The sequence below is a fragment of the Streptomyces sp. NPDC015242 genome (genome assembly GCF_043079125.1).
Classification (GTDB): Bacteria; Actinomycetota; Actinomycetes; order Streptomycetales; family Streptomycetaceae; genus Streptomyces.
Genome location: NZ_JBIBUF010000004.1, coordinates 533,873 through 560,605, shown reverse-complemented (window position 1 = coordinate 560,605; position 26,733 = coordinate 533,873). Strand labels below are relative to the sequence as shown.

24 protein-coding genes, 1 tRNA gene and 1 pseudogene are annotated in these 26,733 nt (G+C 68.6%); 16 read left to right on the top strand and 10 right to left on the bottom strand.

Translation table 11 applies throughout. The annotated features are described in order from the left end of the window. Nucleotides 1–2: 2 nt before the first annotated feature. Nucleotides 3–464, bottom strand: a complete 462-nt coding sequence (locus ACF07N_RS17230) for a RidA family protein (RefSeq protein WP_383334562.1) — start codon at nucleotides 462–464, stop codon at nucleotides 3–5. Further along, on the bottom strand, nucleotides 464–622 hold the full coding sequence (locus ACF07N_RS17225; protein ID WP_003991873.1) for a DUF4177 domain-containing protein: 159 nt from the start codon (nucleotides 620–622) through the stop codon (nucleotides 464–466). Before ACF07N_RS17225 ends, ACF07N_RS17230 begins: the two co-directional genes overlap by 1 nt. A 117-nt stretch (nucleotides 623–739) precedes the next feature. Between ACF07N_RS17225 and ACF07N_RS17220 the strand changes: the two genes are divergently transcribed. Continuing rightward, complete coding sequence (locus ACF07N_RS17220; RefSeq protein WP_383334564.1) at nucleotides 740–1,717, top strand: ArsA family ATPase; 978 nt, start codon at nucleotides 740–742, stop codon at nucleotides 1,715–1,717. A gap of 49 nt (nucleotides 1,718–1,766) precedes the next feature. Beyond that, nucleotides 1,767–3,185, top strand: a complete 1,419-nt coding sequence (locus ACF07N_RS17215; protein ID WP_392113396.1) for an ArsA family ATPase — start codon at nucleotides 1,767–1,769, stop codon at nucleotides 3,183–3,185. Between the two features lie 167 nt (nucleotides 3,186–3,352). Here ACF07N_RS17215 and wblA read toward each other — a convergent pair whose 3' ends face one another. Continuing rightward, nucleotides 3,353–3,691 carry a transcriptional regulator WblA gene (gene wblA / locus ACF07N_RS17210; protein WP_179272479.1) on the bottom strand — a complete coding sequence of 113 codons (339 nt, stop codon included), beginning with the start codon at nucleotides 3,689–3,691 and terminating at the stop codon, nucleotides 3,353–3,355. A 409-nt stretch (nucleotides 3,692–4,100) separates the two neighbouring features. On the opposite strand from wblA, the gene ACF07N_RS17205 reads away from it, so the two are divergent. After that, complete coding sequence (locus ACF07N_RS17205; protein WP_392113393.1) at nucleotides 4,101–6,416, top strand: transglycosylase domain-containing protein; 2,316 nt, start codon at nucleotides 4,101–4,103, stop codon at nucleotides 6,414–6,416. A 150-nt stretch (nucleotides 6,417–6,566) separates the two neighbouring features. On the opposite strand, the gene ACF07N_RS17200 is transcribed toward ACF07N_RS17205, so the two are convergent. After that, nucleotides 6,567–7,031 (bottom strand): GatB/YqeY domain-containing protein, encoded by a 465-nt coding sequence (locus tag ACF07N_RS17200; protein WP_383335548.1) that lies wholly within the window; start codon nucleotides 7,029–7,031, stop codon nucleotides 6,567–6,569. A gap of 197 nt (nucleotides 7,032–7,228) precedes the next feature. Between ACF07N_RS17200 and ACF07N_RS17195 the strand changes: the two genes are divergently transcribed. From ACF07N_RS17195 to ACF07N_RS17175, 5 genes are all read left to right on the top strand, one after another. Next, complete coding sequence (locus tag ACF07N_RS17195; protein ID WP_383335549.1) at nucleotides 7,229–8,155, top strand: metallophosphoesterase; 927 nt, start codon at nucleotides 7,229–7,231, stop codon at nucleotides 8,153–8,155. A 134-nt stretch (nucleotides 8,156–8,289) separates the two neighbouring features. Further along, nucleotides 8,290–9,060: a Pr6Pr family membrane protein gene (locus tag ACF07N_RS17190; protein WP_383341071.1), complete on the top strand. Its 771-nt coding sequence runs from the start codon at nucleotides 8,290–8,292 to the stop codon at nucleotides 9,058–9,060. Between the two features lie 47 nt (nucleotides 9,061–9,107). After that, nucleotides 9,108–9,181: transfer RNA gene (locus ACF07N_RS17185), tRNA-Pro, on the top strand. A gap of 243 nt (nucleotides 9,182–9,424) precedes the next feature. Further along, on the top strand, nucleotides 9,425–10,105 hold the full coding sequence (locus ACF07N_RS17180) for a DUF488 family protein (protein ID WP_392113389.1): 681 nt from the start codon (nucleotides 9,425–9,427) through the stop codon (nucleotides 10,103–10,105). A 119-nt stretch (nucleotides 10,106–10,224) separates the two neighbouring features. Beyond that, nucleotides 10,225–11,016 carry a hypothetical protein gene (locus ACF07N_RS17175; protein ID WP_392113662.1) on the top strand — a complete coding sequence of 264 codons (792 nt, stop codon included), beginning with the start codon at nucleotides 10,225–10,227 and terminating at the stop codon, nucleotides 11,014–11,016. Between the two features lie 146 nt (nucleotides 11,017–11,162). On the opposite strand, the pseudogene ACF07N_RS17170 reads toward ACF07N_RS17175, so the two are convergent. After that, nucleotides 11,163–11,534, bottom strand: a pseudogene (locus ACF07N_RS17170) (transposase); the annotation flags it as partial. Nucleotides 11,535–11,767: 233 nt separating this feature from the next. On the opposite strand from ACF07N_RS17170, the gene ACF07N_RS17165 reads away from it, so the two are divergent. The 4 genes from ACF07N_RS17165 to ACF07N_RS17150 all read left to right on the top strand — a co-directional run bounded on the left by ACF07N_RS17165 (nucleotide 11,768) and on the right by ACF07N_RS17150 (nucleotide 16,266). Beyond that, complete coding sequence (locus tag ACF07N_RS17165; RefSeq protein WP_392113386.1) at nucleotides 11,768–12,697, top strand: PIN domain-containing protein; 930 nt, start codon at nucleotides 11,768–11,770, stop codon at nucleotides 12,695–12,697. A 279-nt stretch (nucleotides 12,698–12,976) separates the two neighbouring features. Then, nucleotides 12,977–14,173, top strand: coding sequence for a HEPN-associated N-terminal domain-containing protein (locus ACF07N_RS17160; protein ID WP_392113383.1), 1,197 nt, complete (start codon nucleotides 12,977–12,979; stop codon nucleotides 14,171–14,173). A 6-nt stretch (nucleotides 14,174–14,179) separates the two neighbouring features. Continuing rightward, nucleotides 14,180–14,791: a hypothetical protein gene (locus ACF07N_RS17155; protein ID WP_392113380.1), complete on the top strand. Its 612-nt coding sequence runs from the start codon at nucleotides 14,180–14,182 to the stop codon at nucleotides 14,789–14,791. Nucleotides 14,792–15,147: 356 nt separating this feature from the next. After that, entirely contained in the window at nucleotides 15,148–16,266 is a 1,119-nt protein-coding gene (locus tag ACF07N_RS17150) for a DUF4062 domain-containing protein (RefSeq protein ID WP_392113377.1), read from the top strand. A gap of 399 nt (nucleotides 16,267–16,665) precedes the next feature. Here the strand turns inward: ACF07N_RS17150 and ACF07N_RS17145 are convergent, their stop codons facing one another. From ACF07N_RS17145 to ACF07N_RS17135, 3 genes are all read right to left on the bottom strand, one after another. Beyond that, the gene (locus ACF07N_RS17145; RefSeq protein ID WP_392113374.1) at nucleotides 16,666–18,183 is read right to left on the bottom strand and encodes a LacI family DNA-binding transcriptional regulator; all 1,518 of its coding nucleotides are present in this window, start codon (nucleotides 18,181–18,183) and stop codon (nucleotides 16,666–16,668) included. Nucleotides 18,184–18,215: 32 nt separating this feature from the next. Further along, the gene (locus ACF07N_RS17140) at nucleotides 18,216–18,590 is read right to left on the bottom strand and encodes a DNA-binding protein (RefSeq protein WP_392113371.1); all 375 of its coding nucleotides are present in this window, start codon (nucleotides 18,588–18,590) and stop codon (nucleotides 18,216–18,218) included. 126 nt (nucleotides 18,591–18,716) lie between these two features. Next, nucleotides 18,717–19,232: a helix-turn-helix domain-containing protein gene (locus tag ACF07N_RS17135; RefSeq protein WP_392113368.1), complete on the bottom strand. Its 516-nt coding sequence runs from the start codon at nucleotides 19,230–19,232 to the stop codon at nucleotides 18,717–18,719. A gap of 294 nt (nucleotides 19,233–19,526) precedes the next feature. Here ACF07N_RS17135 and ACF07N_RS17130 point away from each other — a divergent pair, with 294 nt between their 5' ends. The 4 genes from ACF07N_RS17130 to ACF07N_RS17115 all read left to right on the top strand — a co-directional run bounded on the left by ACF07N_RS17130 (nucleotide 19,527) and on the right by ACF07N_RS17115 (nucleotide 24,893). Then, on the top strand, nucleotides 19,527–21,050 hold the full coding sequence (locus ACF07N_RS17130; RefSeq protein ID WP_392113365.1) for a DnaB-like helicase N-terminal domain-containing protein: 1,524 nt from the start codon (nucleotides 19,527–19,529) through the stop codon (nucleotides 21,048–21,050). Nucleotides 21,051–21,436: 386 nt separating this feature from the next. Further along, on the top strand, nucleotides 21,437–22,417 hold the full coding sequence (locus ACF07N_RS17125; RefSeq protein WP_392113362.1) for a DUF2637 domain-containing protein: 981 nt from the start codon (nucleotides 21,437–21,439) through the stop codon (nucleotides 22,415–22,417). 128 nt (nucleotides 22,418–22,545) lie between these two features. Further along, nucleotides 22,546–23,202 carry a MobC family plasmid mobilization relaxosome protein gene (locus ACF07N_RS17120; protein WP_392113359.1) on the top strand — a complete coding sequence of 219 codons (657 nt, stop codon included), beginning with the start codon at nucleotides 22,546–22,548 and terminating at the stop codon, nucleotides 23,200–23,202. Then, on the top strand, nucleotides 23,199–24,893 hold the full coding sequence (locus tag ACF07N_RS17115; protein WP_392113356.1) for a relaxase/mobilization nuclease domain-containing protein: 1,695 nt from the start codon (nucleotides 23,199–23,201) through the stop codon (nucleotides 24,891–24,893). The genes ACF07N_RS17120 and ACF07N_RS17115 overlap by 4 nt, the downstream gene beginning before the upstream one ends. On the opposite strand, the gene ACF07N_RS17110 is transcribed toward ACF07N_RS17115, so the two are convergent. Continuing rightward, nucleotides 24,894–25,439, bottom strand: coding sequence for a flavoprotein (locus ACF07N_RS17110; protein WP_392113353.1), 546 nt, complete (start codon nucleotides 25,437–25,439; stop codon nucleotides 24,894–24,896). Continuing rightward, the gene (locus tag ACF07N_RS17105) at nucleotides 25,436–26,707 is read right to left on the bottom strand and encodes a helix-turn-helix domain-containing protein (RefSeq protein WP_392113659.1); all 1,272 of its coding nucleotides are present in this window, start codon (nucleotides 26,705–26,707) and stop codon (nucleotides 25,436–25,438) included. Before ACF07N_RS17105 ends, ACF07N_RS17110 begins: the two co-directional genes overlap by 4 nt. Nucleotides 26,708–26,733: the final 26 nt, after the last annotated feature.

Sequence of the window (26,733 nt, the reverse complement as noted above, 5' to 3'; positions counted from 1 at the left end):
GGTTACGCGAGCTCCACCTGGATCTCGACCTCCACCGGCGCGTCCAGCGGCAGCACCGCCACGCCGACCGCGCTGCGCGCGTGTACGCCCTTGTCCCCGAGGACCTCGCCGAGCAGCTCGCTCGCGCCGTTCAGCACGCCGGGCTGGCCGGTGAAGTCAGAGGCGGAGGCGACGAAGCCGACGACCTTCACCACGCGCGCGATGCGGTCCAGGTCACCGGCGACGGACTTCACGGCGGCCAGGGCGTTCAGCGCGCAGGTGCGCGCCAGCTCCTTGGCCTCCTCCGGGGTGACCTCCGCGCCGACCTTGCCGGTGACCGGGAGCTTGCCCTCCACCATCGGGAGCTGCCCGGCGGTGTAGACGTACGGACCGGACTGCACGGCCGGCTGGTACGCGGCGAGCGGCGGCACCACGTCGGGCAGGGTCAGGCCGAGCTCGGCCAGCCTCGCCTCGACGGCGCCCACTACTGCTTCTCCCGCTTCAGGTAGGCGACGAGCTGCTCGGGGTTGTTCGGCCCGGGCACGACCTGGACGAGCTCCCAGCCGTCCTCGCCCCAGGTGTCCAGAATCTGCTTCGTGGCGTGGACGAGCAGCGGCACGGTTGCGTATTCCCACTTGGTCATGCGGCGACTTTAGCCCCTGTCCGAACGGGGTCGCGGACGCGGTCGGGGCCCGACCCCGGCACGGGTTGTCCACAGCCTCCCGCGTAGCCCGGGCACGGACTGGTTAGGCTCGAATACGTGAGCAGGCTCCAGGTCGTCAGCGGCAAGGGCGGTACCGGCAAGACCACGGTGGCCGCGGCCCTAGCGCTGGCCCTGGCCACGGAGGGGAAGCGGACGCTTCTCGTCGAGGTCGAGGGCCGTCAGGGCATCGCGCAGCTCTTCGAGACCGAAGCGCTGCCTTATGAGGAGCGGAAGATCGCCGTCGCTCCCGGGGGCGGGGAGGTGTACGCACTCGCCATCGACCCCGAACTAGCCCTTCTGGACTACCTCCAGATGTTCTACAAGCTGGGCAGCGCCGGGCGGGCCCTGAAGAAGCTCGGCGCGATCGACTTCGCCACCACCATCGCGCCCGGCCTGAGGGACGTCCTCCTGACCGGCAAGGCCTGCGAGGCGGTGCGGCGCAAGGAGCGCAGCGGCCGGTTCGTGTACGACTACGTCGTCATGGACGCCCCGCCCACCGGGCGCATCACCCGCTTCCTGAACGTCAACGACGAGGTGGCGGGGCTGGCCAAGATCGGCCCGATACACAATCAGGCGCAGGCCGTGATGCGGGTGCTGAAGTCGCCCGGGACGGCCGTGCACCTGGTCACGCTGCTGGAGGAGATGCCCGTCCAGGAGACCGCGGACGGCATCGCCGAGCTGCGGTCGGCGCGGCTGCCCGTCGGGCGGATCATCGTGAACATGGTGCGCCCGGAGGTGCTGGACGCGGCCGACCTGGAACTCGTACGGACGGTTCCGCGTTCCTCGGTGGCGCGGTCGCTGTCGTCCGCCGGGCTCGGCGGGGCGCGGCGCGGCGGGCACGCGGAGCGGCTGGTGGACCCGCTGCTCGCACAGGCCGAGGAGTACGCCGAGCGGTACACGCTGGAGCACGAGCAGCGTGCGGTCCTGACCGAGCTGGGCCTGCCGCTGCACGAACTGCCGCTGTTCGCCGAGGGCATGGACCTGGCGGGGCTGTACGAGCTGGCCCGTGAGCTGCGCGAGCAGGGCGTGTCATGAGCCGGGGTGCACAGGCAAGGCCCGTCACGAGTCGGAAGCAGGGGATGTCATGAGCCGTCCGGACCCGGCCCACCCGCACGAGGCGGCCCGGCCCCACCTCGCCCCCGCGCGCGTGCTCGCCCTCGATCCACTGCTGGAGGACCCGAAGACCCGGATCGTGGTGTGCTGCGGCTCGGGCGGCGTCGGCAAGACCACGACGGCCGCCGCCCTCGGCCTGCGCGCGGCCGAGCGGGGCCGCAAGGTCGTCGTGCTGACCATCGACCCGGCCCGCCGGCTCGCCCAGTCCATGGGCATCGACTCCCTGGACAACACCCCGCGCCGGGTGAAGGGCATCGACGACTCCGCGGGCGGCGAGCTGCACGCGATGATGCTCGACATGAAGCGCACCTTCGACGAGATCGTCGAGGCGCACGCGGACCGCGAGCGGGCGGCCGCGATCCTGGCCAACCCCTTCTACCAGTCGCTGTCGGCGGGCTTCGCGGGCACGCAGGAGTACATGGCGATGGAGAAGCTCGGGCAGCTGCGCGCCCGGGACGAGTGGGACCTGATCGTCGTCGACACCCCGCCCTCCCGCTCGGCGCTGGACTTCCTGGACGCGCCCAAGCGGCTCGGGTCGTTCCTGGACGGGCGGCTGATCCGGCTGCTGACGGCCCCGGCGAAGCTGGGCGGCCGTGCCGGGATGAAGTTCCTGAACGTCGGGATGTCGATGATGACCGGCACCCTCGGCAAGCTGCTGGGCGGTCAGCTCCTGAAGGACGTCCAGACGTTCGTCTCCGCGATGGACAGCACCTTCGGCGGCTTCCGCACGCGCGCGGACGCGACGTACAAGCTCCTCCAGGCGCCCGGGACGGCGTTCCTCGTGGTCGCGGCCCCGGAGCGGGACGCGCTGCGTGAGGCCGCCTACTTCGTGGAACGCCTGGCCGCGGAGCACATGCCGCTCGCGGGTCTGGTGCTCAACCGGGTGCACGGCAGCGGCGCCGACGGGCTGTCGGCCGAGCGGGCGCTCGCCGCCGCGGAAAATCTTGAAGAGCCCGGCATTGTGGATCAGGAGGACGGGAAAGCACTACTTCGTAACTCCCCCGACGCACAGGACAGTTCAGACTCTCCCACGCCCGGGACCCCAGCTCGGACCCCGGCATCGACTCCCGAGGGTGGCTCCCCCACCGAAGACGCCGGGCACGCCGAGGACACTGAGGTCACCGAGGCCTCCGAGGACACCGAGCGGTCCGTGGAGCAGCTCACGGCCGGACTGCTGAGGCTGCACGCCGACCGGATGCAGCTGCTCGCCCGTGAGCAGCGCACGCGTGACCGCTTCACCGCGCTCCACCCCGAGGTGGCCGTGACGGAAGTGGCCGCGCTGCCCGGCGATGTGCACGACCTCGCGGGACTGCGCGCCATCGGCGACCGTCTGGCGGCTGGCGAGCGCGAGCTGCCCGACCCGGCCGAGCCGCCCGAGGCGAGCGCCTGAACACCGTCCGGTGGCATCGAGCGCCCGAACCCCGTCCCCTGCAAGGGACGGTGACAGGATCTCTGACAGGTCCGGTGCCGGTGCTGGCGACGTGATGGCGACGTGATGGCGACTGATGGCGAAGGGCCCGTGACGGGCCCTCGGACCTGCGGGGCTCCCGGAGGAGCTCAGCTCACCGCCGCGTAGTTCTCGTAGATCTCGTCGTCGTCGAGGGGCACGACACCCGTGCCGCGCTCGTACTCCGTGCGCGCCGTCTCCAGCAGCCGGCGCCAGGAGGTCACTGTGGGCCGCCTGCGCAGCAACGCGCGGCGTTCCCGCTCCGTCATGCCTCCCCACACGCCGAACTCGACGCGGTTGTCCAGCGCGTCGGCCAGGCACTCCGTGCGCACCGGGCATCCGGTGCACACCGCCTTGGCCCTGTTCTGCGCTGCTCCTTGAACGAACAGTTCATCCGGATCGGTAGTGCGGCAGGCCGCCTGCGCACTCCAGTCGGTTACCCAGCCCATACCGGCGCCGTCCTCTCCCGAATCGAGGCTCCCCCACGGCGGCAGCGGCATATTCACCGCCGCCAGTTGAGGACGTTACGGAAGGCGGGCACAGCGCAACACCCCCAGCGGGCCCAATCTTGAATGGCCCGAACGGACTATGGGTAAGCGGCAGATCACCCGGGGGAGTGAGCTGGTGACATACATGACTATCCCGTCGAAACCGGGACAGTTCAGTTGCGTCACAACGGACGCGGTATGACACACGAGGCGGATTCGGACACGACCCCACCAAAAAAGTCGGGGAACATCCGGAACGATTCGGGGTCGCCGGACGTATTGATACGTGGCCTCACTGCTGTGACAGTTGGGAGCAGCTTAGGCCAAGGCATTCATGCCTGTCCGGCGAATGAGAACGTAGGCTGCCCTCATGCCAAAGAAGCGCTCGGGCGGTGGTCTGTCTCCCACGCAGCAGGCCGCCAAGTTCCTCGGTGTCAGTGTCCTCGCGGGAGCCGTGCTGGCCGGCATCGCGCTGCCCGCGGTGGGTGCGCTGGGGCTGGCGGCGAAGGGATCGGTCGAGAGCTTCGACGAGCTCCCGGCGAACCTCAAGACGCCGCCGCTGAGTCAGCGCACCACCATCCTCGACGCCGACGGCGGCCCCATCGCCACCGTCTACTCGCGCGACCGCACGGTGGTCCCGCTCAAGAACGTGTCGCCGTACATGCAGAAGGCGATCGTCGCGATCGAGGACTCGCGCTTCTACCAGCACGGCGCGGTCGACCTGAAGGGCGTGCTGCGCGCCCTCAACAAGAACGCGCGCAGCGGTGAGGTCGCCCAAGGCGCCTCGACGCTGACCCAGCAATACGTGAAGAACGTCTTCGTCGAGGAGGCGGGCGACGACCCGACGAAGGTCGCGCAGGCCACCCAGCAGACCATCGGCCGCAAGATCCGCGAGCTCAAGTACGCGATCCAGGTCGAGGAGGAGCTGGGCAAGAAGACGATCCTCGAGAACTACCTGAACATCACGTTCTTCGGTCAGCAGGCCTACGGCGTCGAGGCCGCGGCCCGCCGCTACTTCTCCAAGTCGGCCAAGGACCTGAACGTGCAGGAGGCGGCCCTCCTCGCCGGAATCGTCCAGTCGCCCAGCCGCTACGACCCGGTCAACGACGAGGCGGAGGCCACCAAGCGCCGCAACATCGTGCTGCGCCGCATGGCCGAGGTCGGCGACATCTCCCGGGCGCAGGCCGCCGAGGCGATGAAGGCCCCGCTGGGCCTGAAGGTCAGCAAGCCCAGGAACGGCTGCATCACGGCGGTCAAGGGCGCGGGCTTCTTCTGCGACTACGTGCGCGAGGTCTTCCTGACCGACCCGGTCTTCGGCAAGTCCCGCGAGGCCCGGGCGAAGATCTGGAACCAGGGCGGGCTCACCATCCGCACGACGATGGACCCGCAGGCCCAGGACGCGGCCCAGCGGTCCATCAAGGAGCACGTCTACAAGAGCGACGACGTGGCCACCGCCGCCACCGTCGTCCAGCCCGGCACCGGCAAGATCCTCGCCATGGGCCAGTCGCGTCCGTACGGCTTCAAGAAGAACGAGACGCAGATCAACCTCTCCGTCGACCAGGGCATGGGCGGCGGCATGGGCTACCAGCCCGGTTCGACGTTCAAGCCGATCGTGGCGGCGGCCGCCATCGAGGACGGCATGCCCGCGAACAAGGTGTACTCGTCGCCGTACCAGATGGCCTACCCCTCGCCGGTGCAGGCCTGCGACGGCAAGACCTGGCAGAACGACCGGGACAACCCGGCCCGGCTGGAGAACGAGAACGAGTCCGAGGTCGGCCCGTACGACATGAAGGAAGCGACCGCCAAGTCGGTCAACACCTACTACGTGCAGATGATCAGCGACATCGGCATCTGCCCGGTGACGACCATGGCGAAGAAGATGGGCGTCGTGCGGGCCGACGGCGACAAGATGCCGCAGGTGCCCTCCATCGCCCTCGGCACGCAGGAGATGTCCCCGCTGACCATGGCGAACGCGTACGCGACCTTCGCCTCGCGCGGCATGTACTGCACGCCGGTCGCCATCGAGTCCGTCAGCCAGCGGGTCGGCGACACCTCCAGGAAGCTGGAGGTCCCGAAGTCGACGTGCTCGCGTGCCATGTCGGAGAACACCGCCGACACGATCAACGAGCTGCTGAAGGGCGTCGTCGAGGACGGCACGGGTTCGAAGGCGGGCCTGAGCGGCCGCCCCAGTGCGGGCAAGACGGGTACCACGGACGAGCGCTACGCGGCCTGGTTCGTGGGCTACACGCCGAACATGGCCGGCGCGGTCTGGGTCGGCGACCCCGCGCACAAGCGGAAGATGGTCAACATCACCATCGGCGGCCGCTCGCACGCGAAGGTCTTCGGTGGTGAGGTGCCCGGCCCGATCTGGCAGGACATGATGACGGGCGCGCTGGAGGGCAAGCCCGTGGAGCAGTTCAACGAGGTCCACATCCCCGACGGCATCGACCGCGACCGCGGTGACGGCGACGGGGGCGACGACGGCGGCGGTGACGACGGGAACAACGGCGACAACGGGGGGAACGGCGGCGGCGACGGGTTCGTCGGCGGCCTGGTCGGCGGCAACAACAACGGCGGCGGAGGCGGCGGCGAGACCTTCCCGGCCCCGTCGTTCTCCATCCCGGAGGGCTTCTTCCGGGGCGGGGACAACGGTGGCGGCAACGGCAACGGAGGGCGCTTCGGCTGACCTCGCCGGATGACGAAACGGGAGCGGCCTCCTCCGACCGTACGGTCGGAGGAGGCCGCTCCCGTTCTCCCGCTGTACCGGGGTACCGGGAGGCCGGGGTACCGGGAGGCCGGGGTTCCGGGAGGCCGGGGTTCCGGGAGGCCGGGGGGGTCAGCCCGCCAGCAGCTTCTTCACCGCGGCGGCGACACGGCCGCCCTCGGCCTGCCCCGCCACCTTCGGGTTCACGATCTTCATGACCGCGCCCATGGCCCGCGGCCCCTCCGCACCGGCGGCCTTCGCCTCCTCGACGGCCTGGGCCACGATCTGCTGGAGTTCCTCGTCCGACAGCTGCTTGGGCAGGTAGCCGGCGAGCACCTCGCCCTCGGCCTTCTCCCGCTCGGCCTGCTCGGCACGACCGCCCTGCGCGAAGGCCTCAGCCGCCTCGCGCCGCTTCTTCGCCTCGCGGGTGATCACCTTCTGCACCTCGTCGTCGGAGAGCTCGCGCTTCTCCTTGCCCGCGACCTCCTCCTTGGTGATCGCGGCGAGCGTCAGCCGGAGCGTCGAGGAGCGGAGCTCGTCGCGCTCCTTGATCGCGGCGTTGAGGTCAGCCTGCAGCTTCGACTTGAGCGTGGTCATGGGGTCGATTGTCGCAGGTGCGGCGGAAAGCACGCCCCTGGATTTACGGGACGCCGGCGCAAGGGCGGCTGCGCCGGCGGCCCACGCCCGCACCCGTGCCGCCGGACCGGCCCCGGGGCACGCAAACCCCCGCACCCCCGGGCCATTTCACGCCCCGCCCGGCACGGGTGACCGGCGCGGTCTGACACGATGGTCGTATGCGTGCGCGATACGGAGTGCCCCTGGGAATCGCGGCGGCTGGTGCCGCCGGTGTGTTGTACGCGGCGGGCTTCGAGGCCCGCTCCTTCCGCCTGCGCCGGGTCACGGTGCCGGTGCTGCCCTCGGGGATGCGCCCCCTGCGCGTGCTCCAGGTCTCGGACATCCACATGGTCGGGGGCCAGCGCAAGAAGCAGCGCTGGCTGCGGTCCCTGGCCGGCCTGCGCCCGGACTTCGTGATCAACACGGGCGACAACCTCTCCGACCCGGAGGGCGTCCCGGAGGTCCTCGACGCGCTCGGCCCGCTGATGGAGTTCCCGGGCGCGTACGTCTTCGGCTCGAACGACTACTACGGGCCCAAGCTGCGCAACCCCGCCCGCTACCTGCTGGAGAAGGCCCAGGGCCGGCACGGCCTGAACGGCAACCCGCCGGCCGTCGGCGCGGTGCACAACCCGTGGGAGGACCTGCGGGACGGCTTCGACGCGGCGGGCTGGCTCAACCTCACGAACACGCGCGGCACGCTCAAGATCGACGGCCTGTCGCTGGAGCTGACGGGCCTGGACGACCCGCACATCAAGAAGGACCGCTACGACCAGGTGGCCGGCGGCCCGTCGGAGTCCGCCGACTTCTCGATGGGCGTCGTCCACGCCCCGTACCTGCGCACCCTGGACGCCTTCACGGCCGACGCCTACCCCCTGATCCTGGCCGGCCACACCCACGGCGGCCAGCTCTGCATCCCCTTCTACGGCGCCCTGGTCACCAACTGCGACCTGGACACGGACCGGGTGAAGGGCCTGTCCACGCACACGGCCGAGGGCCGCACCTCGTACCTCCACGTCTCGGCGGGCTGCGGCACGAACCGCTACACGCCGGTACGGTTCGCGTGCCCGCCGGAGGCGACGCTGCTGACGCTGGTGGGACGGGAGTAACGGGGGCACGTGAGGCGCGGGAGTAACGGGGGTACGTGAAGCGATGGGGTAACGAGGGCACGTGAGGCGAGGGCGATAACCCACACAGCGGCGCCCGAATAGCCCCCTTTGCCCGGCTCTGTCAGCTTGAGAGCATGACAGCCCCGATACCCAGGGAGATCCCGGACCTCCCCGCGATACCGCGCAAGCCGGCGCTCCTGCCCTCCCCCGTCCCGGCCACGGCCGTCGTCACGCCGGTCCGCCGCCCCGCGGCGGCGGCCTACCGCCTGCTGATCGCCCTCGCGGCTGCGGCCGGCGTGACCCTCGAACTGCTCCTCGGCGACCCGTCCCGGGTCGCGGGCTACTTCGCGGTCCAGGCGAACGCCCTGCTGGCCGTGGTCATGGTCTTCTCGGCCCGCCGGGCCTGGACGGCAGCCCGCCCGCTGCCCGCCTCCCTCCTCGGCGCGACCCTGCTCTACGTCGTCGTCGCGGCCCTGGTGCACCACCTGCTGCTGGCGAACCAGGACAGCCCGTTCTCCCTCACGGGCGAGGCCGCCGCCCCGACCGGCTGGCAGGCCCTGGCCCACCACACGCTCCACACGGTGACGCCCATCGCGGCCGTACTGGACTGGCTCCTGCTCACCAGCCCGGGCCGCCTCCGCCTGCGCCACGCCCCGGCCTGGCTGCTCTATCCCCTGGCCTACCTGGCCTTCTCCCTCATCCGGGGCGAGCTGCTCCTGCCGGGCACCACCGACCGCTACCTCTACCCGTTCCTGGACGTCGGCCAGGACGGCTACAAGCACGTCCTCGGCAACGCCCTCCTCCTGGGCCTGTCCATCTACGCCCTGGCACTCCTGCTCGTGGCCCTGGACCACGCCCGCCCGGCCCTGATGCGCCACCGCGGCAAAACCGGATTTCGTCTCTAGCCACCGGTGGGCTAAAGTAAACGACGTCGCCGCGACAGCAGCGACATCGGGGTGTAGCGCAGCTTGGCAGCGCGCTTCGTTCGGGACGAAGAGGTCGTGGGTTCAAATCCCGCCACCCCGACAGTGAAGTACCAGGTCAGGGGCCTGATCCAGTGAGTGGATCAGGCCCCTGAGTGGTTCCTGGAGATCGTTTGGGAGAAATCTGGGAGAAGATCTTGGTCGGGTTCTCCCAGGGAGTGACTGGTGAGGCCGTCCGAAGTGCGGCAGCTGAGGACAGTCGGACCTGCACTTTCGCGAATCCAGTCCCGTGGTCGGCCGGGAACACCATGCCCGCCCGCCTCAACCGCCCTTAGGATCACGACACATGGCAAGCCATCACTCAGCGCGTCTCCACGACCACGCCCGAGCACTCGCCCAGCGCGTGCGAGCGATGCGGGAGGGTCGAGGGTGGTCGCGGGAGCGGCTCGCCAAGGAAGCCGGCATCGCCGTAGGAACGCTGGCCCGTCTGGAGAGCGAGGGAGCGATCCAGCCAGGTTTCTTCACCGTCGGAGCAGTCGCCGAGGCACTTGAGATCTCCCTCGATGAGCTCTTCCGGGAGACCAAGGTCGCTCCCGGCCTCTGGTCCGCTGGGTACGAAGGCCGGGACATCGACTCCTTCGTCGCCTCGCTCCTCGACAGCCGCATCGATGTCGTGGCGGACGTACGGCTCACGCCGATCAGTCGCAAGAAGGGCTTCAGCAAGACCCGCCTCGGGGAGGCACTTGCCGAGGCCGGCATCGAGTACACCCACCTGCGTGGCCTGGGCAATCCCAAGGACAACCGGGCACCGTTCTGGGACGGCCGCCTCGACGTGGGTCGGGCCCGGTTCCGTGGGGTGCTGCGGTCCGAGGAGGCGCAGACCGATCTTGAGCGCCTCGCGGAGCATGCCCGGCAGTCTCGGGTCGCGGTCCTGTGCTTCGAGAAAGACGAGAGCCGCTGCCACCGGCAGGTCGTCCTGGAGACGGTCCGTAAACGGGCCGCCGTGCCCGTAATTCCCTTGGCCTGACTTCATCCCTCGCCCTGGCAGGCGCTCTTGTCGGTGGCGCATACCTCTCCTCCAATCGGATCGGGAGATCAGTGGAGGGGGCAACCATGGGATCGCGAAATCGGCAGCGCGCAACGATCATGATCACCGTCAAGACGTATCCGGAGCTGTCCAACAAGTACCGCGAAACCAGTTGTGTGGCCGGCATACGCCTGGACCAGGGCGCGCCACAGCACGTACGGCTCTTCCCGGTCCCCTTCCGGCTCCTGAGCGAGGAAGCCCAGTTCTCCAAGTACTCGATCATCAAGGTCGACGTCGAACCTCACCGTCCGGAGCGAGACTCACGCCCGGAGAGTCTCCGGCCCGACCTCGACACCTTGGAGATCGCAGGTGAGGTGCCGTCCGACGGCGGCTGGAAGAAGCGATACCGGTATGTCGAACCGCTGATCGCCCCGTCGCTCTGCGCCATCAAGCGGGATCAGGAGAAGCGGGGAACTTCTCTGGGGGTCTTCCGGCCCGCGGAGATCACCCGCTTCCGGCTCGAGCCCGCCGAGCCCTGGTCCGTGTCCAAGGCCGCGCTGGCCGACCAACTCGACCTGTTCGAGCAGGAGCTGAACCCGCTGGAGTGGGTGCCGCTCGACCTCCGCTACAGCTTCCGCTGTGCCGACGACGGCTGCCCGACCCACGACATGGGGCTGAAGGACTGGGAGGCCGGCCAGTCGTACCGCAAGTTCCTGCGTAAGTACGGCGAGCGCGGGGTCCGTGATGCGCTGCGCGAGCGCTGGTACGACCGGATGTGCGCTCCGAACCGGGCCGTCCACTTCTTTGTCGGGAACATCGCGGCCCATCCCAAGACGTTTATGCTGCTGGCCGTCTTCTACCCGGAGCGGAAGGTCGTCGAGTACGTGCAGGACAGTCTGTTCGGTGAGTGACGCGCCCCAGCCGGAGATTCAGGCGGACTTGCCGTGCTGCTGCGCGTCGTCCGCTTCCGGTGCTCCCGGCTGCTTCGGAAAGGGGATCACCCTCTTCATCCGGGGCTCCCTGCCGAAGAACACGCGGTACTTCTCGACGGTGCCGATCTCCAGGTCGCGGCCGCATCCTGTTCTCGGAGTGCGCGATGACCAGCACCCCGTCCAGGTCCACGACCACCTCCCTGGCCGCTGCCGGCGCCGCGTCGCCAGCCGTCCGTATACCTGCGTGGACTTGAGCGCGTGCCTGCCGCAGTTCGGTCAGGCGCCCAACGCGACCGCGAGCGCCACATCCAGCAGGATCTTGCCCGGATCATGCACCGCCGCAGCTTGCGCCACGGCGCCAACGCCGCCGATATCGCCTGGTCCAGGCAGGTCTTGCGGACCGTCTCCACCAGCAGCAACCCGCCGGCCTGGGAAACCACCCCACGACCACTGCCTTCGGTACGAACACGCGGGTAAGACCCGATACGCTTCTTCACCTGGAGAGTGCTTCTGTCTTGCGACGACCTGGACCCTAGACAAGTCCCATCGTTGCAGGTCGGGAGCACTCTTGCGTTTCTGATCACCCACCGGACCCTCATGCAAGATCGAGAGGCTAGTGGTCGGCTGAATCGACGTGCGACGGCCGTCGTCGAGGTGCCACAGTATGGATATGCTCCTAAGCCCACTGCCCGGCGTCGACCGAAAACACCTACACCAGACCCTCGTCGCCGTGCGGGAGAACGTCTCAAACCTCTTCACCAGCGGCCCGCATGAGTACTACGAGCGGCTCTTGGCGTACCTCGACTGGGCGGCCGACGCCGTTGGTCGGCTGGACACGCTCATCAGCAGCGCCGACCTTGACCGGCTCGTCCTTACGAAACGGCACGACCAGTTGCTTGCCGGGTTGGACAACTTCACAATCGGGACGACCCAGCGGCTCGTGAACCAACTGGTGTACACCGAACTACGGCAGCGGACAGAAGCGTTCGGGGCCGCCGTCGAAACGCTCGCGCAGGAGTTGCAGCTCTGGCAACTGCGCGGGGAGCCGGTAGTGGCCGACAGCAGTTTCTACATCAAGCACCCCGAGAAGTTGGAACAGGTCGACTTCGGCACGCTGCTGGATGTCACACAGCACCCCGTTCATCTTGTGGTGCCGATGGTCGTGGTGGACGAACTCGACCAGCTCAAGGAGAGCAAGGACAGGCACGTGCGTTGGCGGGCGGGTTACACGCTGGCCGTGCTCGACCGGTTGTTCCAGAAGAACACCGAGCACGCAGTACTGCGCGAGGCGAACGCCCTGGTGCAGCGACACACCGGCGTACGACGCGGTGAAGTAACCGTTCAGCTCATGTTCGACCCACCCAGGCACGTGCGGCTGCCGATCAACGATGACGAGATCGTCGACAGGGCGCTTGCGCTCAAGCCACTGTCGGGGCGCGAGGTTACCGTACTCACCTACGACACCGGCCAGGCGACGCGTGCGCGCGTCGCGGGCCTGCGTGATGTCAAGCTGAGCATCCCGGTGGGCGACGAGCCGGAGGAGCAGACGACCACCACGAAGAAGCCCCCGGCGAAAGACCGAGGAGTTCAGGTGCCAGCCGGCCGTAAGGATGGGCAGGCGGATTCAAGCGCGAACGGTTCGGGGCGCAGAACGCGCTAACCTCGCCCGATAGTCTTCTTCTCCTGGAAAGTGCCTCTGGAGCGGGCGGGAACAGGAACCTAGACAACCCTCATTCTCGCTGGTCAGAAGCAGTTTCTGCTGTCTGACCGCCTGTCGGACAAGCCGCTTCATGAAAAGCGCGAAGTTAGCAGTGCTGACAGCAAGGTGCCAAGCACTCCAACCACGGCGGTCCCGAGCGCCACCATCGTTCCTGCGCTCAACTGCTGTACGTACCCTTCCGGTGTGTGGTCTGCCCGAGCATCACACGACAATGGCTTGGTGACCGATACCGAGGAGAAGCCGATGCCACCGCCCACCGGGGACAGTGTGTGCAGCCGTTGCGTGAGTGATGAAGCGCTGCAGGCCCAACTGGACGATGCCGCAGAGCAAGATCTCGTATGCAGCTTCTGTGGTAGCGGCCGAGCAGCAGACTTCGACGTCCTGCTCGATGCCTTCATGCGGGGACTTCGGCACGAGTTCAACAACGTCGATGACGAAGGAGTCCCCTATGACTCCCGCGAAGGTGGATATCAATGGGGTGACATATGGGACACCTGGGACCTGATCAGCTATGAGTTCAGTGATGTCCTAACCGGTGAGGGTCTACTCGAAGCGATGCAGGGGGCAGTAGAACCCGGCCTTTGGGCCCGGGCCAGATTCATTGAACCACGCAGCGACGAAGCATTGATGGACAGCTGGCAGGACTTCTGCGAGGCGATCCAGCACAGAACGCGATATGTCTTCTGGCAGCGCCCGCGGTCACGCGATGACGATCTTCGAGGAGCAGGCGAGATTCCGCCGCAACAGATCCTGGAGAGGATTGGCGACCTGATCACCGAGCTCGGTCTCGTTCGTCGCCTCGATACCAGCGAACAGTTGTGGCGCGCTCGTGTGCACGCGGCAGGAGAAGAGGTCAGTTCCGCTGTCGACCTCGGCACTATCCCTCAGGCTCTTTGCCGACAGTCGAACCGCATGAGCCCCGCTGGCATCCCGATGTTCTACGGCGCGTCAACAGCGGAGACGGCGCTTAAGGAAGCGCTTGTCCGGCCGGCAACCGAAGTGGAGGTCGCCTCTGTCGGCGCGTTCACCTGCTCTCGTGAAGTTACCGTCGTCGACTTCACGAAGCTCCCCGCCGTCCCTTCACTCTTCGACCCGGAACTTGGGGGCATGCGGCGGCAAGTCCGGTTCCTGCACGCCTTCGTGGAGGAACTCGCCAAGGAGGTGCGTCCAACCTACGAAGAGATCGACTATGTACCGACCCAAGTCGTCACCGAGTACTTGCTCCACGCCTGGGATGCCGACACCACCATCGCAGGACTCACGTACCGATCTGCCCGCACCAACGCGCCCTGCACGGTGCTGAACGTACGGTCTGAGAGATGCTTCGATCACGGCTCAGCCATCCCCGATGAGGGCGAACTCCATCTCATGCTTCACCGCGACACGGTTCGGACAGGCTCCGCACCACAACAGTGAACACCCATGACGGCAACGACCCACCTGGACGCCCCCGACGAAGTCCTCCACGAGGCCCTGTACCGTCTACCCGGCGAGGCCGTCGAGCGCATCGACCGAGCCGCGATCGTCCTCGACTACCTCGCCGAGCGCCTCTCCCGCCGACGCATCGACGCGCTCGACGGCGCGGACCTGGCAGCCACCAGGCATGAGCGCCACCCGCTTCGTACGGCTGCTACCCATCAAGATCGTGGAACAGTGCGCACCGCCCGAAACTCAACCAGCGAGGTTAATCGCAGTCAGCACTTAGACGTCATCTCATTTGGTGAGTCTGCGGTGTCAGATGACGGTGCAGGCGATGCTGGTGAAGGCGACAAAATGCCCGGCTTTTCACTCTGGCGGCGGTGCGGTCGGCGGCATCATGGGCAGGCGGGGCTCAGCCGACTGCCCTCCAGACGAACATCAGGCCACGGCCACACACACGCTGAAGAGGCACAGTCCGTACAGAGCGATGGCAAGGTGCAGAATTACCCACAGGCGATGAAGGCGAATACGATGCAGCCGAGGAAAACGACGGTAATGGTCGGTTCTCGCACGTACCAGTCCTTCGTCGGAGCCCAGCACACCCAGCTCCACTAGGTCCTTGGTCAAGGCCCGCGCCTGAGAGAGGTGGTAGGAAGCCCGTTCGAAGTACTTGGAGACTGCCACCGCCCCATACCCTCCGGTCATCGCCACGAAAAGACACAGAGGCATGACGTACGTCGAGAATCTCTGCTGGACAATGAGAGCACTCAAGGCAGCCGTGATCACGAGTAGGAGGTTGGTCAGTGCCGAGCGTTGGGTCTCACACTGTCGTAGCTGCTCCCGGTGCTCCTTCCAGTAGGCGCGTATCGCCTCTTCCGAGACTTCAGCCATGAAGCAACCCCCGCATCCCAGGCACTCGCCGGTCATCCGGTTCGCTTCGACGAACCCCTCAGTAGTGGAGACACCGTAGCGTGAGAATCTTCATCAGCAGCGTCCGCAAGGGACTGGAAGAGGAGCGCGACGCGCTGCCTGGCCTCATTCGCGCGCTGGGGCACACCCCGGTCCTGTTCGAGGACTTCTCCGCGCAGACCACGCCGAGCCGGCAGGCGTGTCTGGCAGCTCTCGACTCTGCGGATGTCTGCGTCTTCCTACTCGGACCGTCCTACGGTCACGTATTCCGCGAGACCGGGCAGTCGGCAACACACGATGAGTGGGTCGCGGCCAAAACAGCGGGCAAGCCGCGCTGGGTCTATCGCAAGCTGGGCGTCACGTTCGAGGACACCCAGCAGGATTTCGCCCGAACCGTGGAGGCTTACGCCACGGGCGTGTTCCGTGACTCGTTCCACGACACAGCCGAGCTGATGACCAAAGTGGTGCGCAAGGTCAAGGAACTGGAGTCAGGCCCGTCCCCGCTGTCCTTCGCGCCCCTGGCACAGCCGGTTCCACTGCGTTGGAGCCTGGACGAGGCTGGCGTCGAAGGCGGCGTCGGCCTCCCTCTGCTGGAACTACATGTCTTTCCGGTGGGGTTCGCCGGCTACTCGGCAAGGGAACTGGAGGAGGTCGGCACATCGCTGGCGGACCGAATCCGCCGGACCGGGACAGTCGAGAACGACGTCGCCCTGATGTCGTCCGGTTCCCAGGAGCATGCAGTCGTCAGCATCCCCGCCAGCCGGCGCCGTACGTGGGATGCCCCTCGGCCTGGGGAACTGGTGGAAGTTCGCTTGCACAAGTCGGGCCAGGTCTCCCTGCGGGCCACACTCCCCCGAGACAGCATGGGCTCCATCCTCGATCACGATGCGCTGCCCCAGCAGGTCACCTCCCTGCTGAGGTTCAACGGCGCACTGGGTCTGATCCGGACTGAACGCATCGTCGTGGCGATCGGTGTGTCTGACCCCAAGCTGACCCAAGTCGACAGATTCAACCCCCATCAGTCACGTACGCGTGCCGAACTCAGCGCTTACATGCACTCATTCACGCTGCGAACCGAGCCGGATGAGTCCACCAGCCTGGCCGCGCTGGACACGGGTGCCGAGGAAGTCGCTGGCATCCTGTCACGCGCCCTGATCAAACAGCACCCCTCAGCCTCCTAAGAATCGATCTCATTTAGATCGGTAGGCTTTCGGTCGTGGTCTCGATCGTTGAGCGGCTGGTGCCGGATGAGTGGCGTCCAGAGGACCGTCAACCTCATCTTCGGCTGACCGACCGGCCGTGGGTATAACTGAACGAGGCTTGCTGGTGATCACTGGGACGGATCCGAAGGCCCACGGTTAGGGGTAGACGTCGGCGCACTCTGCAGGACGGCGCACGCGCCTCATCACGGCCACCACCTCTTCGAGCTGTTTCCTCAAACAACTGGCCCGACCGTGACTCGCGTAAAGTCCCTCGGCTCCGGCACTGGACGCTGTAGGCCGGAAACATAAGCATTCGATTACCGTCCTCGTACGGGAAAACGGCGGTGCCCCACAACAGTGTTGGGGGGCACTTTGGGGCTACCGGAGAGCGACCGCGCGTGCTCGCAGGAGGTCGTTGAGCACGCGCACCGGTGACCTCGGGCACAGGGCCAGGCGGGCGTCGAGTGCTGCCTCCCACTGCTGGGTCAGGCCGAGCTTGAGGCGCTCTCGCATGCCGGGGGTGACGTGGGCGTAGCGCGCGGAGACCGAACCGTCGAGGTGGCCCATGCGTTGGTCCATGAGGACCTTCTCGGTGCCCAGGTCCTCCATCATCGTCCGGTGGGTGTGACGGAGGCCGTGCGGGGTGAGGCCCTTGGCGATCGGGAGCCAGCAGGCATCGGCGCGATCGGTGGCGCCCCGCCCTCGTGCAGGAACGCCGGGCCACGGCTCGCCGAGGATGGGCACGGGGCGGGCCTCCTGTGGTGCCTTCTTCGGGTACCAGCCGGAGGCCGCCGGAGTGAACAGCCAGGTGGCGAAGCCGTTCCTGCGCCAGTGGGCTGCGTGCTCCGACACCGTGCCGCCCCGCACGAACCCGAGATCGGCTATGGCCTTCTCGACCCGCACTCGGGTGGCCTCGGCAACACGGTCGGGCCGGTTGAGGACGTTGGAGACCGTCCCCGAGGAGACGCCCGCCAGCCGCGCGACGTCGACGAGCTTCGCGCCCTGGTGCCCACCAGTACGCGCTGCCCCCTGGCCCCGGAAGACGTACGTCCTCCCGTGGCAGGGGCAGGGCGTCGGCTTCGTACGGGCGATGTGGTCGAAGACCAGGGACGACAGCCAGCCCATCGCGTCGATGGTCCGGTAACTGTCGTCCTTCGGCGGACAGCGCACCAGCTCACCGGTGTCCAGCTCGTACAGCTGCCACTCGACACGGAACGCACCGGGCCGGACGAACTCCGTTTCGAAGCCGACGATTTCGCCCCAGCGCTTGCCGGTGTAGCCCTTGAGGACAACGGCGACGAACTCGTCGTCACGGCCGGACAGCAGGGCCGCTCGCTCGGCGGTCAACAGGATGCCGAGCGCGTCGGTGACCACCTTCTCCGGACCACGGTCCCGCGAGCGGCCGGCGCGCTTGCCACGCCCCCGGCGCCGGGCGGCCGGGTTGGACGCGATCAGGCCCTCGTCGATCGCGTCCTCGAAGATCAGGTGGAGGGTCGAGCGCCAGGTCTTGACGCTGGAGGCCGCGTACACGGCCTTCTCCTTCTTCTCCCAGGCGTCGACGTCCGTTCGCAGGATGCCGGCGAGCGCCTTGTCCTCGAACTCGGGGAGCAGGTGCTCCTCGATGTGGCGCCGGTAGTTCTGCATGGTCGAGGCGGCCAGGTCCTGGGCCTCGTACCAGCGGTTCGCGTACTCGCCGAAGGTCTCCTGGCCAAGGCCCGGGTCGCGCCACTGGCCACGCCGGACAGCCACCTCTTCGGCGTCCGCGGCCTGCTTGGCCTCGCGCTTGGTGGCGAACTTGACCACGGCACCTGTGGCATCGGCGACCGTGCCGTACTTACCGTCCTCGATCTTGTATCGGCCGCGCCAGTAGTCGCCGCGCTTCTCCGCGTACCCCACGGAGTTCCCTCCCTTCTGTCGTGTGGGGTGCCTTAAGCGGCGGTGCCGTACTGGGACTTGAGCATGCGGCTCGGTGGCCGGGCCTTGAGGCGGCGCGCGGGCACAGGACCCTCGATCTGCCGGCGCGCCCGAGGCTGCGGAGCGGACGCAGCCACGCTGCTGGGGCGCTGCGGATTCCGGGCCGGGCGCTCTTCGTGCATGCGGATGATCTCGGTGAGGTGATCATCCGAGAAGCGGTAGGCGCGGCCGACGCGAGTGAACGGGATGAGCCGTCGGCGGGCGCGGTCCTTCACCCACCAGGCGGAGCAGCCGAGGACGGCGGCGACTTCCTCGGGGAGGTAGAGGCGCGGGAAGGCGGCCTCGGCGTGCGTCGGTGCGGAGGCAGGGGGTATTGCGGGTTGGGGCAAGGGGTGAGTCCTCTTCTGGCAGGCGCGGGTGCGGCAACACTGGCCTGCCGGTCGATCGCTAGGGATGAGGGTGAGATGCCCGCACTGGGGGTTTGCGGGTCCAGGACGGGGAATAGGAGCCGGCGGCTACACCTCGTCGTCGGCATCGGGATCGCGATGCTCGCCGGGCGGCGGTCCGTACGTCTTCAGCAGATGCTTGGTGGACGCCTCGGCCATGGCGTTGGAGACCATCACGTCTGCCTCCTCGCGGATGTCGGGATGCTCGGCGAGGTATGCGTCCAGGGCATCGCGCGCCTTGGTGTAGGCGGCGTTAGCCCGCTGGGTCTCGCGGAACGAGTCCACGACAGCGTCGATGAGTTCCATGGCACGGGCCTGAGCGGCGAGCTGCGGAGGTCCTACTAGGTTGCGCAGGTCGATGCCGAAGACCTCGGCGAAGCCGATGGCCTCGTCGAGGTTGATGCGGCGTTTGCCGTTCTCGATGCGCCAGACCGCGGATGGGTTCATCTCGAAGCCGGCCTCGTTCAGGCGGTCAGACAGGGCGTTGGTGCTCCAGCCGCGCGCCTCGCGCTCCAGCTTGATGCGCACCGCGACGTTGCCCTCGCCGCTGAGCAGGACGCCCTTCTGCTGGTTTTCATCGGCCATGAACACCTCCTTCCGTTCGTAGCAGTCTCCTGCCAATCGCAGTGACCCCATAACTGTAGCATGCGTTCTGCGAGACGCAGAATACTTCTGCGATCTGCAATTTATGTGGCATACTGGTGGTACCCACACCCGCCAACCCGAGGAGTCCGCGCGACCGCACGGCACATGAACGAAGCCCCCGGCGATGCCGGGGGCTCAAGCGCAAACCTCTCAACCGCCATCCCTAGCGATCGACCCGCGGAGTCCGGGATTGCCGTCCCATATGGCCCGCGAGCAGAGGAGCTGATGCCTAGTATGACCGATCCCCAACCGAATACGCCATCCCGCTTCCGGGAAGGCCCCGAGCCGAGTCTGGGCGTCGCGGAGCCTCCGTACAACGTGGACGCCGAGCGCGCGGTGCTCGGCGCCTGCATGCACAACGGCGACGTCATCGACGCGGTCCGGCCGATTCTGGGCGAGGGCGCCTTCTACCGGCCCGCGCACGAGACGATCTGGCGTGCGCTGCTTGCCCAGCGTCGTGAGGATAAGCCGACCGACCCGATCGTCCTGACCGAGCTGCTCCAGCAGCAGGGGGACCTTGAGCGCGTCGGTGGCCGTCCCTACCTGCACCAGCTCGCCGACGTGCACTACGGCACCGGCAGCGCGGAGTACCACGCGGAGATCATCCGTGAGAAGGCCAACCTCCGCCGCCTGCTCGCCTCCGCGGTACGCACCGTCCAGCGCGCCCAGGAGCCGGGCGCCGACCCCGAGGCGATACGCAGCGAGGTCGAAGCGGAGATGCGGGCCGAGCGCGAGCGTGCCCTCGCCTCGGGCCAGGGCAGGCTGAACCGCTTCGCCACCGACGGGTGGTCCTTCGTCAAGGAGACCGGCGCGGACGCCGAGCCTTTGTGGGGCACCCGGGAGAAGACCGTCTGGGCGCCGGGCGAGAGCCTGATGATCGTCGGCGCACCGGGGGTCGGCAAGACCACGCTGGCCCACCAGGTGGTCTTCGCCCGCCTCGGGCTCCAGGAGACGGTTCTGGAGATGCCGGTCGCCCCCAGCAGGCGGGTGCTCTACCTGGCCATGGACCGGCCCCGGCAGATCGCCAGGGCCATGGCCCGCCGCGTCTTCCGCACCGACGAGAAGATCCTGCGCGAGCGGCTCGTGGTGTGGGAGGGCCCGCTGCCCGCCACCCTCGACAAGGAGCCCGACCTCCTCGCCGACCTCGCCGCAGCCCACCGGGCCGACACCATCGTGATCGACAGTCTGAAGGACGCGGTGAGCACGATGGTCGACGACAGCCTCGCGGTCGCCTTCCACAACGCCCGCATGCGCGCCCTCAGGGGCGGCGTGGAGATCATGGAGCTGCACCACCAGCGCAAGGCCACCGCCGACGCCCCGCGCGGCCAGCGCCCCGCGCTGGACCAGGTCTACGGCTCCACCTGGATCACCGCTGGCGCGGGAAGCGTCCTGTTCGTCACCGGCAGGCCGGGTGATCCCACCGTGACCCTGCATCACCTCAAGACCCCCACGGGTGAGATCGGCCCGCTGGATGTCACCCACGACCACGTGCGCGGCACCACCACGGTCGACCCCAGCAAGGACCCCGCCGTCCTGCTGCGCAACACCCCCAGCGGGCTGACCGCCCGCGACCTGGCGGCCATCCTGATCGGCGGCGGCGACCCCGAACGCGCCGACGTGGAGAAGGCACGACGCCACCTCGCCCGCCTCGTCGACAGCGGCCTGGCCACCAAGGCCGACGGGATCGCCGGAGGAGCCGGAGGCGGACAGCAGACCCGCTACTACGCCTCCGCACGCCACCTCACCGCCGTCGGCTGACCCCCACCGCTACCTGCGGAAAGCGATCACGCGACCGTACACGCGGCCCTCACGCGAACACCCCGCCGTGAACCGCTCACGGCGTCCACGCTCACCGCAAAACCGCAGGTCAAGCGATCACGCGAGCGTCCACGCCGTACACGCGGCCAAGCGATCACGCGCGGGGCCCCCTTTAGAAGGGGGCCCCGCGTGAACGCCCCCTCCGTGAACGCCGCTCACCCCCGCACCATCAGCCCCACCGCACCGCCCTGGAGCCTTCCGCCTTGCACTCCCCCACCCCCGATGACCCCGGCAGCCGTACGCGGCGGCCGCAGCCTTCGCTCCGGCAGCGCCCTGCTCCCGGTACCCCGGGCCGTCGAGCACTCACACCCGCTCGGGGTCGTCGCATGCACCGCAACGGACGCATCACCCTCGTCATCGGCCTGGTGGCCGTCGTCCTCATGGCCTTCCGGGTCTCGTGGAACGCGCTGTCCGACGTGGCCCGCGCCATCGGCGCCGACCTCACCGCCGCCCTGCTCTACCCGATCGTTGTCGACGGGCTGATGGCCCTCGCGCTCGTCGCCACGCTCGCGCTAACCGGTAACGACCGGAAGTTCGCGCTTCGGGTCCTGGCGACCTACACGATCGCCAGCCTCCTGCTGAACTACGTGCACGGCCTCATTCCGGCCCTGCACACCACCTCGCAGTGGGGCCGACTGGCCGACTGGGCCCCCGCGAACTGGGCCCTCGTACTGCTGGCGACCTCGCTCCCGGTCGGGTCGATCTACTTCGGGTCGGAACTCGTAGCGAAGGTGCTGCACCACAACCCCGAGTCGGCTGACTCTGCCGAAGCAGCATCAGCCCAGTCGGGGGGTCAGCAAGCTGACGAGCAGGCCGCACGGTCGAGGTCTGACCAGGCCGAATCGGCCCCCCAGCAGCCGACCGAGTCGACCCCCGTGAAGACCGCCGAGGCACCCGTGACGCGGCCGACCGAGGCCGCCGAGTCGGCCCCCGCTACCCGACCGCCCCGGCCGGCCGCCCCGGTGGAGTCGACCAGAGCCGCCCCGCGTCGGGCGACCGGTCGGGTCCACGCCACCGCCAAGTCGACCGCCAACCGCACCCGCACCGACGCCGAAGTCCTCGACGAAGCCCGACGCCTGACCGCCGACTGGAGCGACGAGCGGCTGAGTGCCGAGCGTCTGCGCAACGCACTACGGATCGGCCAGAAACGCGCCCGCGCCCTGCGCGACCAGCTGCAAGCAGAGCGCACCGGCCAGGCCGAGCCCGTCGCGTACGACGGCTTCGAGGCCGAGCCTCTCGACGACCTCGACGAAGCCGCCTCCCAGCGGCAAAGGGAACTCGGCACAGCCCCCGTCGGCACCGCCTGACCCGCGCAAACGCACCGATCGCCCCACGTTTCCGGCTCACCCCCGAGCCTCCGTGCCGACAAGCGCAGGGGCACGGGGGTCGCGCACAGCGACGCACCCGGCACCAGCACCCAACGGAGAACCGATCCATGCACGACCCGCACCGTGAACTCCCCGCTGCTCAGCAGGCGATACCCACCGCGTCAGCCCCAGACAGCGCAGCAAGGTATGCCGCTGGACCGTCCAAGGACGGCGCCAATGCGGAAGCCTCCGCCCCGGGGGTGGCGGAGGCTATCGGGCACCAGGGGGTGCCCGAAGGGGAACAGCCCGCCGACACCGCCGCGCGCCCGCCGCTGCCTCGTGCTGCCGAAGCCGCCGCGCTGCACCGTGTCGCCCGACGCCGCAGGCCCGACCCGAACGGCCAGCGCAAGGAGCGAGTCGACGCCCGCTACAGCGTGGACGAGAAGAAGGACATCCTGCGCATGGCGCGGTCGCTGAACATCGCCGGCGCACACTACGTCGGCGCCGTCGTCATGGCCCACGTCCACGGCGACCTTGCCCTGCCCGGCCAGCGCACACCGCTCGACGACTACATCGACGAGCTGACCGCCCTGCGTCAGCAGGTCGCCAAGATCGGCCACAACATCAACCAGATCGCCAAGAAGCTCAACTCCGGCGGTCATGCGCACCCTGGGGATACCGCCGTTCTGGCCCAGGCCGAGCAGACGCTGACCGCAGTCGGCGCCACCGTCCGTCACATCGCCACGGCCGCGAACGAGGCCGTTACCAAGAAGGTGGCCCGGTGATCGCGAAGATCAGCAGCGGCAAGGACACCGCCGGCCTGATCCGCTACGTCTTCGACACGAAGAAGGCCAAGGACCACACCGACCCGCACCTGGTCGCCTCCTGGGACGACTTCGCCCCCGACCCCGGCCGCAGCGACGACTTCCACGCCGCCAGGAAGCTCCTCGTCGCCGACCTCGACCTGCACGTCAAGCAGGCCCGGCGGCTCGGCCGCGCACCCGAAAAACACGTGTGGCACTGCTCGATCCGCGTCGCCCCCGAAGACCGCATCCTCAGCGACGAGGAATGGGCCGACATCGCCCGCCGCGTCGTCGCCGCCACCGGCATCGCGCCCGACGGCGACCCGGACGGCTGCCGCTGGGTCGCCGTCCGCCACGCCCCCGAACACATCCACATCGCCGCCACCAAGGTCCGCGCGGACCTGCGCACCGCCCGCCACTGGAACGACTACCTCACCGCCGACCGCGAACTCGCCGCCATCGAGAAGGAATACGGCCTGCTCCAAGTCGTACGCGGGGACCGCACCGCCGCCAAGCGGCCCACCCGCGCCGAGCAGGAGAAGGCCCGCCGCGCCGGCCAGGACAAGACCCCTCGCGAACGCCTGCGCACCACTGTGCGCACCGCTGTGGCCGCCGCCTCCAGCATCGAGGAGTTCGTCCACCTGCTCAGCCACATCGATGGTGTGGTTTTCGAGGTCGTGTACTTCCCCTCCGGCGACGTACGTGGCTACAAGGTCGCTCTCGAAGACGAGGTGAACGGCCCTGTCTGGTACTCGGGCTCCAAACTCGCTCCTGACCTGTCCTTCCACAAGATCCAGGAACGCCTGAAGGCCGTCGACCCGCAGCCCACCGGCAAACCGGGCCTGCGCCGGCCCAACCCCTGGCACCAGGCCACCGCTGCCACCGATCGCATCCCCCACCGCCTCGACCAGGGCGACGACGAAGCCTCCCAGGCCCACCTCGCCGCCTTCGGCGAAGCCCTCAACGCCCTGCCCCTCCTCGCGCCAGCCCCCATCCACTCCCAGCTCCGCGAGGCAGCGACCGCGTTCGAGCGCGCCACCCGTTCCCGCATCCAGGCCGAACACCACCACGCCCGCGCCCTGCGCAACGCCGTTCGGGCCATGGTCCGCGAGCCCGCCCCCAAGGACAGCGCCGTCCTGGCGATGTTCCTCGACGCCGCGATCTTCGTCGTCATGGCCGCGGCCCGCTGGCACCAGCTCCGCCACCACGACCAGCAGGTCGCCGCCGCCCACCAGACCCTGGTACACCTTCAAGCCGCATATGAGCAGGCAGCAGCCGCGCCGCTGGCCGCCCTGACCCAGCGCCGACCGCCCCAGCAGACAGTGGACCGGCACATCCGCCGCATACGTGAGGTAGTACGCGACCATGCGCAGCAGGTCCTGGACGACCCGTCCTTCGACGCACTCGCCACCGTGCTCACCGACGCCGAGGCCGCCGGCCACGACCCCGAGCGGCTCCTCGAACAGGCCGCCCACCAGCGCCCCCTGGACGATGCCCGCCGCCCCGCACGGGTGCTGACCTGGCGCATCCAGCGCCTGAGCGCGAGGGCGGCGGTCAGCGAAGATGCCCGTGCAGCGCAGACTCGGAGCGCGGCGCAACGGCCCAACGCGCCGGTGCCTGCGGAAACGGCTGCCCCAGCGGCCCCGCAACCACCGCAAGCACGGCGGCGTTGATCACGGCCGCGCAGTGAGCCTGGGCGCAAGCAGCTCCAGCGCTTCTTCCCAGCGGTAGCGGTCGGCGCCGCCGCCGGCCTTCGGCCGGTGAGGTTCGTACGAGCCGACCAGGACGCCCATCTCGCGCAACCGGTCCAGGCTCTGGCGGTATGCGGGGTGGGCGGCCTGGGCGGAGTTAAGGTACGGCAGCACGGCGACCGGGATGCCCATGGCGGGTGCCTCGCACAGGATGCCCAGGGCGAGGTTGTCGGAGATGCCGGCGGCCCACTTGTTGACGGTGTTGAAGCTGGCCGGGGCGACCGCGATCGCATCCGCAGGCCGGGTCGGGCGCGGCTCACCCGGTGATCGCCAGGCCGAGCGGATGGGGCGGCCGGTCTGGGCCTCGACCGCGTCCACGTCAAGGAAGCCGAGGCCCTGTGGGGTCGCGATGACGCCGACCTCCCAGTGCCGCTCCTGTGCTGCGGTGATCAGCCGACCGACGTCGGCGGCGACCCCGGCCGCACAGACCACGATCTGGAGGAACGGCTTGTCGGGCTGATCACTCACGCGGGAACTCCCAGTTGGCGGCTGAAATGGTGCAGCTCGGGCAGTGCCCGGCGGTGGTCGCGGGCTGCCATGTCGGCGACCAGTTCGCGTACGGCCGGGCGGCGGATGTCCTGTGCCGCGCAGCTCTCGGCGATGCGCAGGGCCTGGTAGCCGTCGGCGAGCCTGCCCTGCTGACTGTAGGCGCGGGCGGTATCCACCCAGAGCGCGGCCCGGCGCTCTGGGACGGGGATGTGTCGCCGCATGAGGGGCCGTGCGGTGTGCAGGGCGATGCCGGCATCGCCGAAGGAGACGGCCGCGCTGACCTCATGCAAGGCGACGTTGGTGGGGCTAAAGTTCGCCCATGCGTCCGGCCGGTCAAAGGCGACATGGCGAGCTACCTCCTTGGCCTCGGTGAGGAAGTCCTGGGTGGTGTCGCGGTCGCCGTTTCTGCTGGCTGCGGTCGCCCCGCGGAGCAACAACAGTCCGACTGCTGCCAGGTATCGGGGCGGGCGCTGGTCATAGGAGCCGGTGAGCTGGTCGGCGGTGTGGCGGATGATGTTCACAGCCTGGGCGGTGTGCTTCTCCCGTACGAGGACGTGGGCGTGCACGCGGACACTCGCGGCGAGGACGACAGGGTCCCCGGACCGTTCCGCCTCGGCCATGGCCCGACCGGCCGCAAGCCAGGCGTTGCCCTGATCGGCTCGCTTCAGCAGCAGGCTCACGGACGTCTGGTAGGCGGTCGCGAGCAGCCCGGATGCCTCCGCCGAGCCGGATGGGCCGCCGGCGGCCTGGCGCAGGTCGGCGATCAGGCCCGGCAGGGTCTGTTCCAGTTCCGCGTAGTTGCACATGTGGAACATCCGGCGTACAGCCCGTGTCCGGTCCCGTAGCTCGTCGATGCCCAGGGCTTGGCCGGTGGCCCCAGGACTCGTGCCGGGCAGCAGGACCCGGACCAGCTCGTGGTGTGCTGCGGTGGACGACGGCGGGACCGTGAGCGCGGCAGCGCTCACGGCGAGGAAAGTACGGCGGTGCATGTCCTCTGTTCCGGGCTCGGCTGGGCTGGCATCAGAAGGGGCGGCGAGGCCGAGACGTCGCAGCGGAATCTCCAGCACCTCCGCGATTTCGCGCAGCACGCGAACGTCCTCCGTGCCCCTGCCGCTCTCCAGGCGGCTCACTTTCGACTGGTGATACCCCAGTGCGGCGGCAACGTCCTTCTGCGAGCGCCGCTGTAACACGCGTGCCTGACGGATCACTTCGCCGATCCGTCTCGCTTCACTCTGTGCATCGGCCATCTGTGCCACGGCCCCTCCTGCCGTCG

Excerpts from the sequence above, each read along its gene's own strand:
- ACF07N_RS17225 (WP_003991873.1), bottom strand. The coding sequence starts at position 622 with ATGACCAAGTGGGAATACGCAACCGTGCCGCTGCTCGTCCACGCCACG.
- ACF07N_RS17215 (WP_392113396.1), top strand. The coding sequence starts at position 1,767 with ATGAGCCGTCCGGACCCGGCCCACCCGCACGAGGCGGCCCGGCCCCAC.
- wblA (WP_179272479.1), bottom strand. The coding sequence starts at position 3,691 with ATGGGCTGGGTAACCGACTGGAGTGCGCAGGCGGCCTGCCGCACTACC.
- ACF07N_RS17205 (WP_392113393.1), top strand. The coding sequence starts at position 4,101 with ATGCCAAAGAAGCGCTCGGGCGGTGGTCTGTCTCCCACGCAGCAGGCC.
- ACF07N_RS17200 (WP_383335548.1), bottom strand. The coding sequence starts at position 7,031 with ATGACCACGCTCAAGTCGAAGCTGCAGGCTGACCTCAACGCCGCGATC.
- ACF07N_RS17195 (WP_383335549.1), top strand. The coding sequence starts at position 7,229 with ATGCGTGCGCGATACGGAGTGCCCCTGGGAATCGCGGCGGCTGGTGCC.
- ACF07N_RS17190 (WP_383341071.1), top strand. The coding sequence starts at position 8,290 with ATGACAGCCCCGATACCCAGGGAGATCCCGGACCTCCCCGCGATACCG.
- ACF07N_RS17180 (WP_392113389.1), top strand. The coding sequence starts at position 9,425 with ATGGCAAGCCATCACTCAGCGCGTCTCCACGACCACGCCCGAGCACTC.
- ACF07N_RS17175 (WP_392113662.1), top strand. The coding sequence starts at position 10,225 with ATGATCACCGTCAAGACGTATCCGGAGCTGTCCAACAAGTACCGCGAA.
- ACF07N_RS17155 (WP_392113380.1), top strand. The coding sequence starts at position 14,180 with ATGACGGCAACGACCCACCTGGACGCCCCCGACGAAGTCCTCCACGAG.
- ACF07N_RS17135 (WP_392113368.1), bottom strand. The coding sequence starts at position 19,232 with ATGGCCGATGAAAACCAGCAGAAGGGCGTCCTGCTCAGCGGCGAGGGC.
- ACF07N_RS17130 (WP_392113365.1), top strand. The coding sequence starts at position 19,527 with ATGACCGATCCCCAACCGAATACGCCATCCCGCTTCCGGGAAGGCCCC.
- ACF07N_RS17125 (WP_392113362.1), top strand. The coding sequence starts at position 21,437 with ATGCACCGCAACGGACGCATCACCCTCGTCATCGGCCTGGTGGCCGTC.
- ACF07N_RS17120 (WP_392113359.1), top strand. The coding sequence starts at position 22,546 with ATGCACGACCCGCACCGTGAACTCCCCGCTGCTCAGCAGGCGATACCC.
- ACF07N_RS17105 (WP_392113659.1), bottom strand. The coding sequence starts at position 26,707 with ATGGCCGATGCACAGAGTGAAGCGAGACGGATCGGCGAAGTGATCCGT.